The sequence below is a fragment of the Methylocapsa sp. S129 genome (genome assembly GCF_009765995.1).
In the GTDB taxonomy this organism is placed as follows: domain Bacteria; phylum Pseudomonadota; class Alphaproteobacteria; order Rhizobiales; family Beijerinckiaceae; genus Roseiarcus.
The window spans coordinates 243,961-262,165 of the sequence record NZ_LMUI01000059.1 but is presented as its reverse complement, the minus strand read 5'-3'; the positions used below and the strand labels follow the sequence as shown (position 1 = coordinate 262,165).

General features: G+C 63.6%; 16 protein-coding genes. 3 read left to right on the top strand and 13 right to left on the bottom strand.

Translation table 11 applies throughout. The features are described from left to right. Both GSQ90_RS29780 and GSQ90_RS29775 read right to left on the bottom strand, forming a co-directional pair. Positions 1-1,218, bottom strand: a complete 1,218-nt coding sequence (locus tag GSQ90_RS29780) for a type II secretion system F family protein (RefSeq protein ID WP_158818608.1) — start codon at positions 1,216-1,218, stop codon at positions 1-3. Positions 1,219-1,222: 4 nt separating this feature from the next. After that, positions 1,223-2,911: a GspE/PulE family protein gene (locus GSQ90_RS29775; protein ID WP_158818607.1), complete on the bottom strand. Its 1,689-nt coding sequence runs from the start codon at positions 2,909-2,911 to the stop codon at positions 1,223-1,225. 153 nt (positions 2,912-3,064) lie between these two features. Here GSQ90_RS29775 and gspD point away from each other — a divergent pair, with 153 nt between their 5' ends. Further along, positions 3,065-5,314, top strand: a complete 2,250-nt coding sequence (gene gspD, locus GSQ90_RS29770; RefSeq protein WP_246731835.1) for a type II secretion system secretin GspD — start codon at positions 3,065-3,067, stop codon at positions 5,312-5,314. Between the two features lie 44 nt (positions 5,315-5,358). Next, positions 5,359-5,928 carry an A24 family peptidase gene (locus tag GSQ90_RS29765; protein WP_158818606.1) on the top strand — a complete coding sequence of 190 codons (570 nt, stop codon included), beginning with the start codon at positions 5,359-5,361 and terminating at the stop codon, positions 5,926-5,928. 76 nt (positions 5,929-6,004) lie between these two features. Here GSQ90_RS29765 and GSQ90_RS29760 read toward each other — a convergent pair whose 3' ends face one another. From GSQ90_RS29760 to GSQ90_RS29705, 11 genes are all read right to left on the bottom strand, one after another. Then, the gene (locus tag GSQ90_RS29760) at positions 6,005-6,472 is read right to left on the bottom strand and encodes a tetratricopeptide repeat protein (protein ID WP_158818605.1); all 468 of its coding nucleotides are present in this window, start codon (positions 6,470-6,472) and stop codon (positions 6,005-6,007) included. Positions 6,473-6,847: 375 nt separating this feature from the next. Then, positions 6,848-7,411, bottom strand: a complete 564-nt coding sequence (locus tag GSQ90_RS29755; RefSeq protein ID WP_158818604.1) for a hypothetical protein — start codon at positions 7,409-7,411, stop codon at positions 6,848-6,850. 129 nt (positions 7,412-7,540) lie between these two features. After that, positions 7,541-7,828: a hypothetical protein gene (locus tag GSQ90_RS29750; protein WP_158818603.1), complete on the bottom strand. Its 288-nt coding sequence runs from the start codon at positions 7,826-7,828 to the stop codon at positions 7,541-7,543. A gap of 68 nt (positions 7,829-7,896) precedes the next feature. Next, positions 7,897-9,012, bottom strand: coding sequence for a right-handed parallel beta-helix repeat-containing protein (locus GSQ90_RS29745; RefSeq protein WP_158818602.1), 1,116 nt, complete (start codon positions 9,010-9,012; stop codon positions 7,897-7,899). Between the two features lie 205 nt (positions 9,013-9,217). After that, the gene (locus GSQ90_RS29740; protein ID WP_158818601.1) at positions 9,218-10,093 is read right to left on the bottom strand and encodes a right-handed parallel beta-helix repeat-containing protein; all 876 of its coding nucleotides are present in this window, start codon (positions 10,091-10,093) and stop codon (positions 9,218-9,220) included. Between the two features lie 78 nt (positions 10,094-10,171). Next, positions 10,172-11,035 (bottom strand): right-handed parallel beta-helix repeat-containing protein, encoded by an 864-nt coding sequence (locus GSQ90_RS29735; protein WP_158818600.1) that lies wholly within the window; start codon positions 11,033-11,035, stop codon positions 10,172-10,174. A 48-nt stretch (positions 11,036-11,083) separates the two neighbouring features. Further along, positions 11,084-12,082 (bottom strand): right-handed parallel beta-helix repeat-containing protein, encoded by a 999-nt coding sequence (locus GSQ90_RS29730; protein ID WP_158818599.1) that lies wholly within the window; start codon positions 12,080-12,082, stop codon positions 11,084-11,086. Between the two features lie 373 nt (positions 12,083-12,455). Further along, entirely contained in the window at positions 12,456-13,412 is a 957-nt protein-coding gene (locus GSQ90_RS29725) for an AraC family transcriptional regulator (RefSeq protein ID WP_174247547.1), read from the bottom strand. 346 nt (positions 13,413-13,758) lie between these two features. Then, positions 13,759-14,697 (bottom strand): right-handed parallel beta-helix repeat-containing protein, encoded by a 939-nt coding sequence (locus GSQ90_RS29715; protein ID WP_158818596.1) that lies wholly within the window; start codon positions 14,695-14,697, stop codon positions 13,759-13,761. Between the two features lie 154 nt (positions 14,698-14,851). Then, a complete protein-coding gene (locus tag GSQ90_RS29710) occupies positions 14,852-15,811 on the bottom strand; it encodes a hypothetical protein (RefSeq protein ID WP_158818595.1) in 960 nt (319 codons plus the stop codon). Positions 15,812-15,825: 14 nt separating this feature from the next. After that, complete coding sequence (locus tag GSQ90_RS29705) at positions 15,826-16,761, bottom strand: right-handed parallel beta-helix repeat-containing protein (RefSeq protein WP_158818594.1); 936 nt, start codon at positions 16,759-16,761, stop codon at positions 15,826-15,828. A gap of 253 nt (positions 16,762-17,014) precedes the next feature. Between GSQ90_RS29705 and GSQ90_RS29700 the strand changes: the two genes are divergently transcribed. Continuing rightward, positions 17,015-17,986 (top strand): AraC family transcriptional regulator, encoded by a 972-nt coding sequence (locus GSQ90_RS29700; RefSeq protein ID WP_158818593.1) that lies wholly within the window; start codon positions 17,015-17,017, stop codon positions 17,984-17,986. Positions 17,987-18,205: the final 219 nt, after the last annotated feature.

Sequence of the window (18,205 nt, the reverse complement as noted above, 5' to 3'; positions counted from 1 at the left end):
CTAGTCGACGACCTGATTGACCGACAACAGCGCCGTCACCACCAAGACAATCAAACCGCCAACGATTAAGCTGATCACGACGATCGCCAACGGCCCGGCGATCCCCATCAGACGATCGAGGCTTCGTTGAAGCTTCGCCTCGTAGAATGTCGCGATGCGGCCGGCGAGCATCGGCAACTGGCCCGATTCCTCGCCGAGGCGCAGCGTGCGGACCGCCAATTGCGGCAGCGCCTGATAGGCCGAGAGGGCGTCTGAGAGTTTGTCGCCTTGACGGACCTTGTCGACGATCCGGCTCCATGTCGCCGAAGCGCCGGAGGCGACCATCATATCCGCAAGAATGCGCAAGCTCGCCGTCAAAGTGACGCCGCTCGAAAGAAGCAGGCCGAGATTACGGCAGAACAGCGCGGCGCGATGATCACTGATGATCGGACGGATCACCGGCAAGCGGGAGACGGCGTTCATAAAGCCGGCGCGCACGGAAGGGCTGCGCGACAGGAGCAAGATCGCAAGGAGCGCGCATAGCGCGCTCGCCCCTAGCGCCTGCCCATTGGCGCGAACGAAATCGGAAAGCCCCAGAAAGGCGACGAGGACCGGATCGAGCTTGGCGTTGAAGTCGCGAAACACATTGGCGAATTGCGGGAGCACGACGGTCAGGAAGAAAATCAGCACGCCGCCGGCCGAGACGAGCAGGAAAGCAGGATAGCGCAGAGCGTCGCCCATGCGGCGGCGGAGCGCTTCCGCCCGCTGGCGCTCGACGCTCAGCGCTTCGAGGATCGGAACTAGCGTCCCCGAGCTTTCGCCGATGCGGACAAGCGAGACATAGATCGTCGGAAACACATCAGGATGGCGAGAAATGGCCTCGGCGAAGCTCTCGCCTGACAAGATGGCGGCTGCGAGCGAGGAAATCGTCGCGCGCATTCGGCCGACGCTGGCGTCGGCGCTCAGGAGCTCGAGCGCCTCGTTGATGCGGGCGTCGGTACGCAACAAAAGCGCCAGATCGCCGGTGAATATCGTGACGTCCTCATTGCGGGGTTGGGAGAACAGCGCGAAGCGGCCGCGACGGCGGATCGTAGACCTGCTCTCCTCGGTCACCGCTTCAATGGGGATGAGCCCGAGATATTCGATGCGATGGGCGACTTCGGCGCTGTCGGGCGCGTCCAACGAACCGCTGACCACCTCGCCTACCTGCGTCATCGCGCGATATCGGTAGGTCGGCACAGCGTCACCGGACCGTCGTGACGCGCAGCGCTTCGGCCGTCGAGGTCGATCCGGCCCGGCATTTGGCGATGGCGTCCTCCATCATCGTCGTCATGCCGGCGCGCCGAGCCGCCGCATCGAGTGCATTGGAGTCGGTCGTCGGACCGACCAATTCGCGCATCTCGCCGGTCATCTCAAGGATTTCGAAGACGCCGATGCGGCCGCGATAGCCGAAGCCGCCACAACGCTCGCAGCCCTTCGGCTCCCAAACTACGTCGCCGGCGCCAAGCCCGCAGGCTTCGAATTGCGGCTCCGCGGCGAGATCGTCGCAGGTCAGCCGGCGTTCGCTCTTGCATCGGTCGCAGAGGATGCGCACCAGCCTTTGGCCGATCACCGCCCGCAGGGTCGATTTCAACAAGAATCCTTCGACGCCGAGATCGAGCAGCCGCGGCACCGCCGCCGTCGACGTCTCGGTGTGGAGCGTCGTCAGTACAAGATGGCCGGTCAAGGCCGCATGGATCGCGATATTGGCGGTCTCAGCGTCGCGAATCTCGCCGACCATGATAACGTCCGGGTCCTGGCGTACGAAGGCTCGCATCGCAGTCGCGAAAGTGAGGCCGATCGACGCTTTGACCTGTGACTGGTTGGTCCCCGAAATCTCATATTCGATCGGATCCTCTATCGTCAGGATCTTCCGTGTCGGCGTATTGAGCGCAGACAGCATGGTGGCGAGAGTCGTGGTCTTGCCGCTGCCCGTCGGGCCCGTGAGGATGATCATGCCATGCGGCAAATCCAGCAGCTTCCGCAGCTTTTTCTCGTCGACGCGACCAAATCCGAGCTTGCCGATGTCGAGAAGGCCGCGATCGCGCGGCAACAATCTGATGACCGCCGACTCGCCATGTTGCACCGGCATTGTCGCCACACGAATGTCGATGTCGGTATTGGCGACGCGAAGTCGCGCCGCGCCGTCCTGCGGCAAACGCCGCTCCGCGATGTTGAGCCCGGCGAGGATCTTAATCCTGGAGACCAGCGCTGACGGCGGAGCGTGCCGCGGCGCCGGCGCCGCGCGCAGCAATCCATCGACCCGCATGCGCACGGAAAGTCCATTGCGAGACGGTTCGATGTGAATGTCGCTCGCCCGCAACTCCACCGCCTGTTCGAGCAGATCGTTGAACGCCCGCACGACCGGTGCGCCGCTGGCTAAATCGCGTAGGCTCTCGACATCCTCCGCCGCGCCGGCAGTCGTCTCTTCGGCCTCGGCCGATTTCTTGTCGTGATCCGGCCCCAGCCGCTCGCCGAGCGCCGTGGCGATATCCTCGAAAGACGCGATCTCGATCTCCACCGGTCCGCCCAAGACGAGTTCGGCGGCCTTTCGCGTCGCCATGTCGGCGGGATCGCCGACCGCCAGTCTGAACTGGCCATTCGCGCCCTCATGCGGGAAGATCGTCATCTCGCGCAGAAAGCGCCGGCTAAAACGCCCGGTTAAGGCCTTGGCGGCGATGAGCTGTGGCAGTGTAATCCGGGGCAAGCAACAGAAGGCCGCGATTTCATCGGCGAACTGATGCGCCGGCAGGTCGCTCGCGTCCCACAATTGGCGGAGGGTCATCTTCGTTTTGCGACCGGACGCCGCTTCGTCGCGATCATCGGTGTCCTCGCCAAGAAAACTCTTGGTCTGAAGGTAGCGCGCAAATTCGCTCGTCAGATCGGCATTCATCGCGGCTCTTCAATCTCGATCATCTTACCGACAAGGAGAAGCGTCATTATTTGCCAGGTTTTCCTGACTTTTTTCCTTGACACTACAGAAATTATAGTGACTTTTTCAATGTCGTTCAAGGTTTGAATTATCCTTTATCTCGGATGGCGTCCGTTGTTTGTTGGCGTTCAGAAACTACGCCTGATCCTGGGGGGCGTGCTTATCGCGTTGGCGGTCGCGGCGCTTGACGGCTGTTCTCCGGCATGGCTGGACCAGCGCAACGACGAGGCGCCGAACGCCTCCGACGCCGTTAAGTCGGCGGACTTGCAGCCGCGCGCTCTGCAGCAAACCCTAGAGCCCGGCGCGGGAGCCGCTTCAGCCGGCGGGAAGTCGTTCTTCGGCAAGACGCCGCTAGACGCCGGGTCGATTGGCCCGGCGCCGCAGAAAGACGCAACCGGCGACGACAAGGACGGGTTCACGCTCAACTTCGAGAACAGCCCGGTCACGACGGTGGCCAAGGTCGTCCTCGGCGATATCCTCGGTGTCGGTTATGTCATCGATCCGCGCGCGCAGGGCACGATCAGCCTCTCCTCCGGCCGGCCGCTGGCCAAGAAGGATTTGCTTTTCGTCCTTGAAAGCGCGTTGCGGGCGAATAATCTGGCGCTGGTGCGAGACGCGGCCGGCTATAGAATCGCGCCGTCTGGCGAGACTGTCGTCGGCCAGGTGGATCGCGACGGAGCCGGCGGCCCGGAGCCGGGCTACGGCACCACCATCGTTCCGCTGCAATATGTGTCGGGCGCGACGATGGCGAAGCTGCTCGAAGGCTTCGCCGGCAAGCCCGGCTCGGTGCGTACCAACCCCGCAGGAACCCTACTGATCGTGCAGGGTAACAGCAACGAACGCCAGGCCGCGATCGACACCGTTCGGAATTTCGACGTGGATTGGATGAGCGGTCAATCGGTCGGCATCTATCCGATCCATAACAGCACGCCTGAGCCGATCGTCGCGGAGCTTGAGAAGATCTTCGACTCCGGCGAGACCGGGATGAACCGCAACCTGATCAAGCTTCAGCCGATCGAGCGGCAGAACGCGCTTCTCGTCGTCGCGACGCGGCCGGATTTGTTGAAAACGGCCGCGATATGGGTCTCGCGACTCGATTCATCGTCCGTCTCCGCCGCCGCGGTCAAGGTGTACAAGGTTCGCTTCGGCGACGCCAAACAGCTTGCGCAACTGCTCAACGACATGTTTGTGGGCGGCTCCAGCCTGTCCGATTCGGCGACCAATGCTATTGCGCCCTCGTCGGGAGCCAAGACGCTGAGCGCGCTCGACCGCCTGTCCGCCAATGGGTCCGCCGGCGGCGCGAGCCAGTCATCGGCCGCGAGCGGCGCTTCGTCCGGCGCGCCGCCATCCGTCGCCGCTGGCGCTTCGAATATTCCGGCCGCCGGCGCCGCCAATAGCGCCACCGCGTCTCTGACCGGTAGTGGCGGCAACGGCAGCGCCGGCGTCCTGCCGGGCGTCAGGATCACGCCCGACGTCGCGAACAACGCCTTGCTGATCTATGCGGACGCAGAGAACTATCGCGCGATCGAAAGCGCGCTCAACCAACTTGATCGACCTAAGCTACAGGTCGCGATCGATGTGACCATCGCCGAGGTGACGCTGAACGATTCCTTGAATTACGGCGTGCAGTTCTATCTTGCCAACAAATATGGCTCGATCATCAATTCAGCGGGAGGCGAGCCGGTTTCGCCGACGCTGCCCGGCTTCAACGTGCTGGTCGGCAGCCAGATGACGCCGCATGCGATCATCAGCGCGCTGCATAGTCTGACCGATGTCAAAATCCTCTCCAACCCGTCGCTGGTTGTCGTCGACAATCAGGAGGCGACGCTGGAAGTGGGCGACCAAGTGCCGGTGTCGACCGGCTCGGCGACGGTGCTCAGCGCCAACAATACGATTGTCAACACGATCGATTATCGGAACACGGGCATCATTTTGCATGTACAGCCGCGGGTGAACTCCAACGGCAATGTGCTGCTGGACATCGAGCAGGAGATCAGCAGCACGCCGCCCGGCACAACCGCGAATCTGACGCCGACGATCTCGCAGCGTCGCGTTAAGAGTTCGATCTCGGTCGCTAGCGGCCAGACCGTCCTGCTCGCCGGCTTGGTCAGCGATACGCAGAACAATTCCCGGCTCGGCGTTCCGATCCTCGATCAGATTCCTTATGTCGGCGCCGCCTTTTCGACCACGAGCAAATCGACGGCGCGCACCGAATTGGTCCTTTTCATCCGGCCGCAGATCATCCGCGACGCTGTCGACGCCTCCATGGTCGCCGAGGAATTGCGCTCGAAGATGCGTGGCGACAAGATCGGCGCGGTGACTTTGCCGAATGCGCTCAATGTCGGAGTGAGACCCGTTCAGTGAACCGCGAGCGGCCGCCATGGCGGCGCGGAAGACCGAGTGCGTCTGTGCTTCTGAGCCTCGGCGACCCAACACGTCTCATGATTGGCGTCATTTGTTGCGGCGCCTTCCTGGCGAGCGCCTTTGCATCGCCGGGCCTTGGCGGACTGTTCGGAGGCGGCCTCGCGCTTCTCATGGCCGCCGTCGCTGTCAATGACTGGCGCGAGCTGCGCATTCCGAATGCTTTGACGCTTTTGGCGCTCCTCTTGGGCGTCATCGACATCGGTTTCGAATATGGCCGCGAGGCGCCATTCGTCCTGGCCGAAGCGGCGATGCGCGCGGGCTGCGCGGCGGCGGCGTTCTTGGCGTTCCGCATCGCTTATCGCCGGCTTCGCGGGCGGGAAGGCATGGGGCTCGGCGACGTCAAACTGGCCGGCGTCGCCGGCGTCTGGCTGAGTTGGCCGAGCTTGCCGATCGTCGTCGAGCTTGCTGCGGGCGCCGCTCTTCTCGCATATTCAGCGCATCAGGCGATCGAGAAGCGCCCGATCAGCGCCGACGCCAGAATCGCCTTCGGCGCCTTTCTCGGGCCGGCCATATGGATCTGTTGGCTGTTGGAGGCGCTGGGCTATCTCGGCTGATCGGGACGTCGCCCTCGGCGCGACCGTCTCTGGCGATGATCGCCGGCAATGCAAATCCGTGCACTCGCGCCGGCGCTTAGCGTTCGGGGAGCGGCCGCCAATACGATGCCCGCTCCTGAGCCTCCGTCAATTCCCACCGCATGATTTTGGAGCCGATCGCGTTGCGGATCCGGGTCCAGTAGTCCAGTTCTCTCTTGCCCGCGTGTGCGGTCGCAAGATCGAGCCAAAAATAAGCCTCCGTGAAATCTTGGCGCAGGCCCAAGCCTTTGTCATACATGAGGCCCAGCATGAACTGCGCGGTGGGAAGGCCCTGATTGGCGGCGCGGGTCAGCCATTGCGCGGCGAGGACATCGTCGTGCGGCACGCCGCGTCCCTTGGCATAGAGATAGCCGAGATAGGTTTGCGCCTGCGGGTCGCCGCGCTCGGCCAGACGCATGAAGGCGGCCGCGGCGCGCGGATAATCGCGCCGGGCGAAGGCATCGGCCCCTGAAACCTCGGCGACGGCGCTCGCGCCGGCGCCGGTAAGCAGGAGCGAAAGAGCCAAAGCCGCGCTCGCGAACGCTTTCCGCCATTCAATAGGCTTCCGCCCGCGTGAATAGCTTTTGCGAGCGTCCTGAGGCGACACCGAATGATCGATCACAGCGCAACTCCCCTCGTCGCCGTCGCGCCCGAGACGGCGACGCCGCGGTGCGGACCTCATGATAGCGGAGGTTGGGCCGTCCTTCAAAATCGAATGGCGAAGTCCGACGAGGGTTTGCCGATCGGGTATGAGAACGGCGGCTATGAGCCGGCGACGCCGCGTCAACATGCATGGCGCCGCCCGACACAAACGCCAACCGCCGAGCGCCGCGCGAGGCCCGCGCGGCTGAAACGCGTCCGACGCCCGCCGGCGTGGAAGGACGCTGCGGCTGACGACGAATTACTTCAGCGAGATAGGGGCGAATGAGCCGTAAGAGAAATCAGTTCCATTGCCAGTCACGAGATTATCTTGAGACGACTGCGCAACGCCCTGCGTCGCAATTTGAATGAAGACTCCAGCGGTGTTGCCCGTAATATTCGAGCGCCTCACGCTTCCGACCGCAAAATTGGTGATGGAAAGTCCGGTCCCATTGCCGATCGCCGTCACATGGTCAAAGAGCGCGGCAGCCCCGGCCCCTGCATTCCCCGCATCGAAGCCGAAACCGTCGTTAGAATTGTTGCTCGCGACGCTGTCGACCACCGCAAGGGCGATTTGGCCGGTCGTATGCGATCCGTCAATATAGAGGCCATGGTTTGAGTTGTTGTCGATCAATGCCCCTTTGATGATGCCGATCACGCCGCCGGAGCCGGTCGGCTGGACTTCGATCCCGTCGTAACGATTATCGGAGGATGCCGTGTCGGTGATCGCCAGCTTGATCGGCGATCCGCCGCTTGGCCCGACAATAATCCCAGTGCCAGTGCCGCCGTTGCTGAAATGCCGGACGATGCAATTGGCGATCGTCACCGAGGCGGCCGAAGTGATCTGAACGCCGGTATTGGCGACGCCGAGTCCGTCGATGGTCAATCCGCGCAGCGTCACCGCCGCATTCGTCGGCGCATTGATGGTGATCGCGTTTTGGCCCCCCGTCGGCTGCTACACGCCGGCGGTGCCGACGCCGTCGTTGACGATGCTCAAGGCCTTGGTGATCGTGATCGCGCCATAGCCGGCGGGATCGAGAATGTCGATTTCGCCGCCGGCGGCGATGATATTGTCGTGGACATATTGCAGGCTGCGGCAGGGACTGGCCGGCGCGCCGCAGCCGGCGGCGTCGGCGCCGTGGCCTGAAACCCAGGCGCGGTTGAGGCTCTGCGCCCACGCGCTCGACGCGCCCAAGCACATTCCGGCAATCATCGCGACAATCACGCCGAGGACTTTGGCCATGTGAGACTCCCTAGGTCGACCGATTTCGCCACGCCTCCGCCGCGGCGCGGCGCGCGAGCGTCGATAAGTCATTGCAGAGAAGCGGGCGTGAACGAGCCGTCAAAGTCGGTCGTGTTGCCGGCGACAATGTTATCTTGATACGACAGGGCGGCGCCGCCTCCGCCGACGCTGATATAGGCCCCGTCGCCGTTCTTCGTGAAAGTGGAGCGCGTGACCCGCACGATGGCGCCGCCCTGGATATAAAGGCCGAACCCATTGTCGCTCGCCGTGACATTGTCGAAGAGCGCAGCAGTGTTGGGTGTTAGAGAGTCCACGCCGAAACCTGCTCCCAAATTGGCGTTCGCGATGCTGTCGACGACGGTGACATCGATGGACCCGCTGGTGAATCCCCCGTAAGCGACGAGGCCAGTACTTCCATTGTTTTCGACCGTCACGCCTTTGAAGATGGCGGTGACGCTGCTCGAGCCGGTTGGCGCAACATAGATTCCCTCTCCGCCGTTGTCGGAGACGACAACATCGGTCATTTGCAACCTGACGGTTCCGCTGCTCGGCTGAGCGAATATTCCGCCGTTCGAGTCTTCAAAATGCCGGACGACGCAATTGGCGATCGTCACCGCGGCGGCCGAAGTGATCTGAATGCCCGTGCTCGCGACGCCGAGTCCGTCGATGTTCAATCCGCGCAGCGTCACCGCCGCATTCGTCGGCGCATTGATGGTGATCGCGTTTTGGCCCGTCGTCGGCTGCTGCACGCCGGCGGTGCCGACGTCGTCGTTGACGATGCTGATCGCCTTGGTGATGGTGATCGCGCCATAGCCGGCGGGATCGAGAATGTCGATCTCGCCGGCGGCGGCGATGATATTGTCGTGGACATATTGCAGGCTGCGGCAGGGACTGGTCGGCGCGCCGCAGCCGGCGGCGTCCGCGCCATGGCCCGAGACCCAGGCGCGGTTGAGGCTCTGCGCCTCCGCCATGAGGATGCTCGATGCAAGCAAAACGCCTGTGATCGTCGATAGCGATATCGTCTTGACGAGCGCCGAGCGCCGCGGACGTCTGGCGCGACGCTCCCGCCTCACGACGCCGAGGATGAGGAGGGGGACAGCTTGTCGCCAACCCTCAAGGCGCGCATGCGACTGCGGGCTGACGCTATGGAATGCGTCATGAAAAAGTAGGTCGTCGATCATCATGCCGGCCCTCGTATTGATCCGCGAAATGCGCTAGCGGACAGTTCCCATGTCAGAAGCCGGCTGATCGCCATCGCTTCGGCGTCGTGGCGCGACCCGCGGCGACCGAGTGCCTATAAGCCCGCCCTAGGCCCGCAGTCTTGGACGGAACGGCACAGGACTTGGACTCAGCGGAAAAAAAGCGCTCTTCGGATTGAGGGCTTCGTCGTCACTGCATCGCAACGGAGGAAAGCAGCGAGCTGGGGGCGCCGTTGCCGCTCAGCTTGTTGTCGCCGTAGGTCTGTCCCGTGGCGCTGGCGGTTAAATAGACTCCGGCTTGGCTGTTGCCGGTTGCGACGGAATGACCGAGCAACAGGCTCGCGGCGGCGTTTTCAGCGCCGAAGCCGAAGACATTGTTGGACGCAAGGCTGTCGACGATCGTTGCGGACGCACTGCCGCCGCCGTAGTTGAAGATGGAGACGCCATAATGCGCGTTGTTGGCGACGGTCGTCTGACTGATGACGCCGTTGACGATGCCTGTCCCGCTTGGGTCGAACCCGATTCCAGCATAGCCGTTGTCCGAAGCGATGGTGTTGGAGATGGACACAGTGGTCGTGCCGCTGCCTGGAGCGATGTTGACGCCAGTGCTGGTGAAATGCCGGATCACGCAGTTGACGACGGTCAAAACGCCGCCGCTGTTCATGAGGACGCCATAGGCGCCGCTGCCGAGGCCATCGATATCGAGGCCGCGCAGGGTCACCGTGTCGGTCAAGCCGGCGTTGATCGTGATCGCAGCGCCCGAAGTCGCCTGCACGCCCGCTGTCCCGACGCCGTCATTGACGATGCTGAGCGCGAAGGGAATCGTCACCGCGCCGTAGCCGGCCGGGTCCAGGATATCGATCTCGCCGCCAGGGGCGATGACGTCGGTGACCACATATTGCAGCGAGCGGCACGGGTTTGTCGGCGCGCTGCAACCGGCGACGTCGTTCCCATGGCCGGAGACCCAGGCGCGGTTTAGCGTCGCCGCCGACGTCGCTTGCGTCGTGGCCAGATCTAGGCAGACCGCAGAAAGCGCCGCGGCCGCTAAAAAAAGAGTCTTGATCACTCGATCCTCCGTTTCAGGCCATCGCGGCCTTTCTTCTTACGACCTCTGCGTCATGGCCCGCGTCGCTGCGACGGACCGTCACTGCATCGCAACTGGGGAAAGCGGCGAGTTGCCGAAGGGGTTTCCGCTCAGATTGTTGTCGCCGTAGGTCTGTCCTATGGCGGAGGGGCCGAGATAGACTCCTGCGCTGTTGCCGGTTGCGACGGAATGGCCGAGCAACACGCTCGCTCCGGCGTTGGCGGCGACGAAGCCGTCGTCATTGTTGGACGCCAGGCTGTCGACAATCGTTGCCGACGCACTGCCGCTGCCATTGTTGATGATGGCGACGCCGGAATCCACGTTGTTGGCGACGGTCGTCCGACTGATGACGCCGTTGACGACGCCTGTCCCGCCCGGGCCGAACTCGATTCCGTCATGGACATTGTCCGAAGCGATGGTGTTGGAGATGGACACGGTGGTCGTGCCGCTCGTTGGATTGATGTAGATGCCGGCGAGGCCGAAATGCCGGGTCACACAGTTGACGACGGTCAAAACGCCGCCGCTGTTCAGCTCGACGCCGGTGTAACCGCTGCCGAGACCGTCGATATTGAGGCCGCGCAGGGTCACCGTATCGGTCGGGCCGGCATTGATAGCGATGGCGTTCTGGCCCGCCGTCGGTTGCTGCACGCCGGCTGTGCCGACGCCGTCGTTGACGATGCTGATCGCCTTGGTGATGGTGATCGCGCCATAGCCGGCGGGATCGAGAACGTCGATCTCGCCGCCGGCGGCGATGACGCTGTCGTGCACATATTGCAGGCTGCGGCAGGGATTGGTCGGCGCGCCGCAGCCGGCGGCGTCCGCGCCGCGGCCCGACACCCAGGCGCGATTGAGGCTCTGCGCCCCGGCCGGCGCGGCAAGAGCGCTGGCGAGAAGGCAACCTAAGACGATCGCACGACGGACCATTTGAAACATCATCTGTCTCCGCAGCATCGGCGCAGGCTGGCGCGTGGCTTATTTGAGCGTCACGTTGGAAATGACGCCGAGGCCGGAGACATCCGACGCATTGCCGTAGATCGCATTGTCCTGAAAGGACTGCGCGGCCCCGCTGCCGGACAAACCAAGCTGAACGCCAATGTTGTTCTTGGTGAAGCTTGATCGCTGAAGCCGCGCGACCGCCGAGCCCGCCACATGGAGGCCGGAGCCGTTGTCGGTCGCCACCACATTGTCGAGGAAGACCGTCGTATTCGTTGCGGCGCCAGGATTTTCTATGTCGAAGCCAGCGGTCGGGTTCAAAGTCGCTACGCTGTCGATGACGGTCAAATCCACGGCGCCGCTAGTTAAGCCGCCGTTGACCTGGAGGCCTGTTATGACGTTGTTGGCGAGCATCGCTTTCTTGATGACGCCAGAGACGCTGCCCGAGCCGGTTGGCTGAACCACGACGCCCAGATCGTTGCTGCTGACCGCGATATCGGTCGCCACCAGAGCGATCAAGCCGCCAGACGGCTCGATGACAATCCCCGCCGGACCGCCGAAGCGCTCCACCACGCAATTGGCGATCGTCAGCGATCCCGCCGAGAGGACGTTGACGCCGAACCGCGCCGTATCGAGGCCGTTGATCTCCAATCCGCGCAAGATGATCGCGTCATTGGCGCCGGCGTTAATGGTGATCGCATCGAGACCGCTGGTCGGCTGCTGCACGCCGGCGGCGCCGACGCCGTCGTTGACGATGCTCAAGGCCTTGGTGATCGTGATCGCGCCATAGCCGGCTGGATCGAGAATGTCGATCTCGCCGCCGGCGGCGATGATATTGTCGTGGACATATTGCAGGCTGCGGCAGGGATTGGCCGGCGCGCCGCAGCCGGCGGCGTCCGCGCCATGGCCCGAAACCCAGGCGCGATTGAGGGTCTGCGCTTGGGCGGGCGCGCCGAACGCCAAGGCAAGGAAGAGGCCGACGGCGGCGGACGATGAAATTTTGGCGGCCGCGCCGCGGGAGAACAAACCTACGATCATCTCGCCGATCCTTGCTAGGAAGTTCAAACGCGCGTCTTCGCCGCGGCGCGGCGTCTGGCGCTTGAACAGGCCTATAGGGATGCGCGGACCGCATGTCTTGGACTGAACGGCACGAGGCTTGGACTCGGCGGCGCAAAGCGCGGCTGAAGCGCGACCTGCGCGGCGAGCGCGGAACGGAATGGCCTGGTGGGCCGGAGGCGCGATCGAGGAGTGCAGCAAGGCGAACAAGCCGAATGCAGCCGCCGCGACGACGGGATCGCGCCGGCCAATCCCTCGGCGCTCGACGCGTCTCAAGGCCATGGAGTCCAGGACCTGGGTCGCGGCTCAACGGCTCCGTCGCCGCCAACGCCCCGCGAGGATGACGCCCGCCGGCTTACGCCCTGACGGCGGCGGCGCGAATGTCCGACGGCGTCGCGCCATAGCGTCGGCGGAAGCAGCGATTGAAATAGGACAGGTCGCCGAAGCCCGTCTCAAAGGCGATGGCGCTGACGGCGCCGGGATAGTCGGCGCCAGGCGCGCTGAGGCGACGATGAGCCTGCGCCAGCCGCTGGTTTAAAACGAAGTCCGTCAGGCTCGCCCCTTCGCTCTGGAAGAGTCCCCGAATGTAGCGCGGCGACAGGCGATGGCGGGCGGCAAGAGTCTCCGTCGAGACGACGTCCGAGGCGAGATTGGCGACAACATCCGCCTTGATGGCGCGCAGCCGAGCGATCTTGGCGCCGCGGCCCCTGGCGATTTCGGCAGCGTCCCGATTGGCCCCAAGGGCGAGCGCGGCCAGATCTTGGATATGGTCGACCAGGCCGCGCCGAAGATCCGGGGAAAAAGACTCCAGGTTTCCGCTGACAAGCCCGACATAGGATATCAAAAGGCGCAAGGCCTGATTGTCGCGGGACAGCGGTCGGAGCGCCTGCGCTTCCGGCGCCGCCAGCCGCCAAGCCAGGTCGCGTCGAGGAAAGCGCAGATTGATGACCTGCGTCGGCGAATGCACGTCGAAGCCCGCCGGCTCGCCATTATTCGTCAGAACAGCCTGACCGTCGCCGAGAAACGCCTCGCGACCGTGCTGCCAGGCCGTCCCCGTTCCCACGGCGAGAATGCAGAGCACCAGATCGTCGTTATCGATTAGCGAGGGCGTCAGTTTGTTGCGCATCGGCGGGATCGCGCCAAGGCCCATGGCCAAGCCGGGCAGCGAGACCAGCGTCAGGTCCACCACGAAAGGCGCTCCCGGCGTCGGCTCGATCTCGGTCTTGAGGATTTTGCGGCCGAAGATCTCGCAACAAATCTCGACCCGCTGCGCTTGCGGCAGAGCGTCGCTGGAAAGGCGTAAAAGCTCCATGACGCTGCCCGCGCCTCGTTGCGGGGCCGTCTTCAGGACGCCGACAACGCGCCGATCCGGCCCCAAATTCGCGAAAACCCCACGCCGGCGCGCCGCGCCGGCTCGGCGATGACATCGTTTGGCCGACACAATATATGATGCCGGGGCGCCGGAGTAAATCGCGGCCGCGAGGCGCCTGGGGCGCGCTCGACCGCGCGCCTGTCGGCGTGTCGCCGAAGCGGCGGCGAAAACAGCGGTTGAAATAGGAGACATCCGAAAAGCCGGCGCCGCCAGACACAACGTCGCGAATAGCGCCACGGTCGTCGCGGCGAATAACGAAACGTTCTTGGTCATGGAAGCGCCCCCTTCACCGCGGTGGGAGCGATGTAATCGTTCCCTGGATATCCGTGTTGTTGTTGTAGTTGATAGCGTTGTTGCTGTACGAAGCGACGTACGGGCTTACCGCGCCGACGCCGGTTGAATTGTTCATGATCATATTGTTTCTCAGCAAGACCACGGCGGAGCTGTTCGCGTAGACGCCATAAGAGCTGTTGTTGTTGTTGTTCATCTGCGACGAGTCGATGGAAACGATCGTTTGCTGCGAGCCGTAGACGTTGACGCCGTTGCCCCCGTTCCCCGACATGACGCTGTTCGAAATGGCCACCTGCGCCTCGCCGGGCGAACCCGTTACGTTGACGCCGTCTCGGCCGTTATCGCTGGCCGTGACGTGGTCCAAGGTCCCCTCGATTAGGGTGCTGGCGCTGGCGCCGGTAGACAGGATTTTGACGCCATAACCGTTATCCGTCACGATCGCATTTGAGATGAGGAGCTTCGCTGCGGATTGATCGAGCTCAAAATCCACGCCGGCTGCGCTGAAATGGCGGATGACGCAATTAACGATCGTCAAACCGTCGCCCGAATAGAATTGGACGCCATATGAGGCGGTTCCTAGCCCGTCGATGTTCAGCCCGCGGAGCGTGACGACGCCGCTGGCGTTGATCGTGATCGCACTTCCCGACGAAGCCTGAACGCCCGCCGTGCCGGCGCCGTCATTGACGATGCTGATCGCCTTGGTGATCGTGACGGCGCCGTAGCCCGCCCCGTCGAGCACGTCGATCTCGCCGCCGTCGGCGATGATGTTGTCGTGGACATATTGGAACGAGCGGCAGGGTGAGATCGGCGCGCCGCAGCCGGCGGCGTCCGTACCCTTGCCTGAGACCCAGGCGCGGTTCGCTTGGGCGTGAGCCGAAGCGACGAGGCCAAGGACGAGCGCAACGACGATCGAATATGATAGGGGCCTGAGCATGGAAACCTCCAGATTCGTTTCTAGGTAACGCCGCAACGCGCCGCTGAATTAAGCGATGCGAGTAATTCTCAAGGACCAAAGTCACCCGCGCAACGGACAGCCGGGTATGTCTCTGGATGTCCGGGCCAGCCGTTTCGTCACCGTATCTCGGCGCTTATTGCAAAGCCTGCGACTGCATCGCGTTGCCGGAGACGCTGTCCGCGATGGCGTTGTCGCCAAAGCTCACGATCGTCCCGCTATTTTGTATGCCGCCGAAGTAGGACGCCGCGACCGACGTTTTCTCGAGTTTGACCGTCGTCGACGCGCCCGCGTTGATCGATTGTATGTTGTTGGCGATGTTGCTGTTGGCGACGAACACGGTCATGAGGTTGGAGCTGCCGGACACGGTGGCGAGTCCGGTCGCGTTTTCCGCGATCAGCGTCGAATCGATGGCAGCCCATGTGATGGCGGCCGCCGACCCTGTCAGTTTGACGCCATAGCCGCTGCCTGCGCTGCCTGCGTAGCCGTTGTTGATGACCTTGACGCGGCTGAGCGTGAGGGTGAGGGCGCCCGAGTTGCTCGCCGTCGAAGAAATTCCAGCGCCATTGTTGTTGGTCACCGTCGTGTCGGCGATGACCACCGTTCCGGCGTTGCTTGGCGTGATCGAGACGCCATCGCCGGTCGTGTCAGCCACCGTGCAGCCAAGCACGTTGAGCGTCCCGGAATATATGAATGAAATGCCGTTCGTCGCCGTTCCCAGGCCGTTGATGTTGAGGCCGCGCAAGGTCACGATGTCGCTGTAGGCCGTGTTGATCGTGATGGCGCTGCCGGACGAGGCCTGAACGCCGGCGGTGCCGACGCCGTCGTTGATGATGTTCACCGACTTAGCGATCGTGACGGCGCCGTAGCCAGCCGGATCGAGAATGTCGATTTCGCCGCCGGCGGCGATGATGCTGTCGTGGACATATTGCAGGCTGCGGCAGGGATTGGTCGGCGCGCCGCAGCCGGCGGCATCGGCGCCATGGCCGGAGACCCAGGCGCGGGCGGCCGTCTGCGCGAGAGCCGGCGGCGCCAGACACAGCGTAGCGAACAGCGCCACGGTCGTCGCGGCGAATAATGATGCGTTCCTTGTCATGGAAGGGTCCCCTGTCACCGCAGTCCGAACGACGTGATCGTTCCCTGGATATCTGCCGTGCTGTTGTCGTTGATGGCGTTGTCGCTGTACGAGGCGACGTTCGGACTCGCCGCGTAGACGCCGTACTTATTGCTCATGATCATATTGTTTTTGAGCAAGATCACGGCGGAGTTGTCCGCCTCGACGCCCGGATCGAGGTTGTTGCTTATTTGCGACGAGTCGATGGAGACGATGGTTTGCTTCGAGCCGTAGACGTAGACGCCCCCATAGGGACTCCCCGTTATGACGCTGTTCGAAATGGCCAGTTGCGTCGCGCCGGGATCGTTAAATATGTGAATGCCGGAGCCGTTGTTGTCGAGGGTGACGTGGTCCAAGGTCCCCTCTATCAGCGCGCTGCTGCCGGAAGTGTTGATTTCGACGCCAGCGGTGTTATCCGACGCTATCGTATTTGAGATGAGGAGCTTCGTGGTGGCTTGAGAAATCGAGAGATACACGCCGTTCCCGCCGAAATGGCGGATGACGCAATCGACGATCGTCAAACCGGCGCCCGAATTGAACATGACGCCGTTCGAGGCGGTTCCCAGCCCGTCGATGTTCAGGCCGCGGAGCGTGACGACGTCGCTGGCGTTGACGGTGATCGCATTTCCCGACGCCGCTTGAACGCCTGCCGTGCCGGCGCCGTCGTTGACGATGCTGATCGCCTTGGTAATCGTCACCGCGCCATAGCCGGCGGGATCGAGCACGTCGATCTCGCCGCCGGCGGCGATGATGTTGTCGTGGACATATTGGAAGCTGCGGCAGGCGTTTGTCGGCGCGCCGCAGCCGGCGGCGTCGGTCCCGTGGCCGGAAACCCAGGCGCGGGTGGCCGTCTGCGCGTGAGCCGGCGACGCCGCGAGGCCAAGGGCAAGCAAGGCGCTCGCGATGACCGAGGATGATACGAGCTTGATCATGGCTCCTTCCCAAAATGATGCGATCCCGGCAAGCGCGAGCCCGCGGCGTACGCCAGATGATCTCGTGAGCCGACAGCCCGCGGTGTTTTCTGAGCGCATGGCGAGAATAGAGGGGCCGGGGCCGCGAAGCTTGGGCGCAAGCGAAGTCGGACTTGGTCAGAAACGAAATCTCACGCTATAAAATTTGGCCGTGCGGGCGGTCCGCCGGCTGGGCGACGGCAGGCCGGCGAGAAAATCGCTCGCGGAGACGGACATGAACGATCCCGCGACCGAGCATTTCTCGACCGACGCGTTCCCCGAACGCGAGCGGTTCGACGCCTGGCGAGAGCTGATCGGCCGCAATCTGCAGCGAAGCGAGACGGAGCGGCTGTCGGACTTGCCGTTCAGCGCGAAGGCGACGGTCCGCAGCCTTCCCGGCCTGCGCATCCACAAGGAGACGCGCACGCCCCTGCGCGTCGCCCGGACGCGGGAATTTCTCGCCGATGGCCACGACAGCCTGGTCCTGGCGCTGTCGACGGCCGCCGGCCATGCCTCCTGGCCAGGCGGCGAGGTCGCGTTCGGCCCTGGCGAACCCGTCATACTGGCAAGCCGCGAACTCAGCGTATGCGCCCACCTTTTACCTTCGGATGGCGTCTATCTCTGTGCGCCCCGCGCGGCGCTGCGCCCGCTTTTGCGCGATGTCGACGCGGTTCCGATGGGTCGATTGCGCGAAAATACGGCCGCGCTGTCCTTGCTCAAGCATTATGTCGAAGCCCTACAGGACGATGGACAGTTGACGGCGACGCCGGAGCTGCAGCATCTCGCGGTGAGGCATATTCATGATCTTCTGGCTCTGACGCTCGGCGCGACGCGCGATGCAACGCAGATCGCCCAAGGCGGCGGACTGCGCGCGGCGCGCCTGAGCGCGATCAAGGCCTACATACTCGGTAGCCTTCCGCGCGGCGACCTGACGGTCGCAGCCGTGGCGCGGCGCCATCGGGTCTCGCCGCGCTATGTCCAGTTGCTGTTCGAGAGCGAGGGGACCACCTTCTCCGATTTCGTCCGCCGCCGGCGTCTCGCCTGCGCCCACCGCATGTTGAGCGATGTCCGCTGCGCCGACCTGAGCATCGGCCAAATCGCCTATGAGGCGGGCTTTGGCGATCTCTCCCATTTCAATCACGCATTTCGCAAGCTCTACGGGCTCTCGCCGTCCCAGGCGCGCGCCGAGGCGCGCTATCCCCGCTGATGGGCGCGCCGCAAACCGCGTCGTCGCGGCGCCGTTTGCAGTCGCGTCTTTTACTGTCGTCACAAAGGCGCGATTGTTCCAGGCGCCTCGGACATTCGTGACTTGCTGGTGTGGACGAAATGGTTTTTGACGGCGGAGAAGGTTGAGACGAACCGCCGCAATCCCGGCCATGATTGAAAGCCTTCGTGAATTCAGAGGCCTTGCTCGCCTCCCCAATAC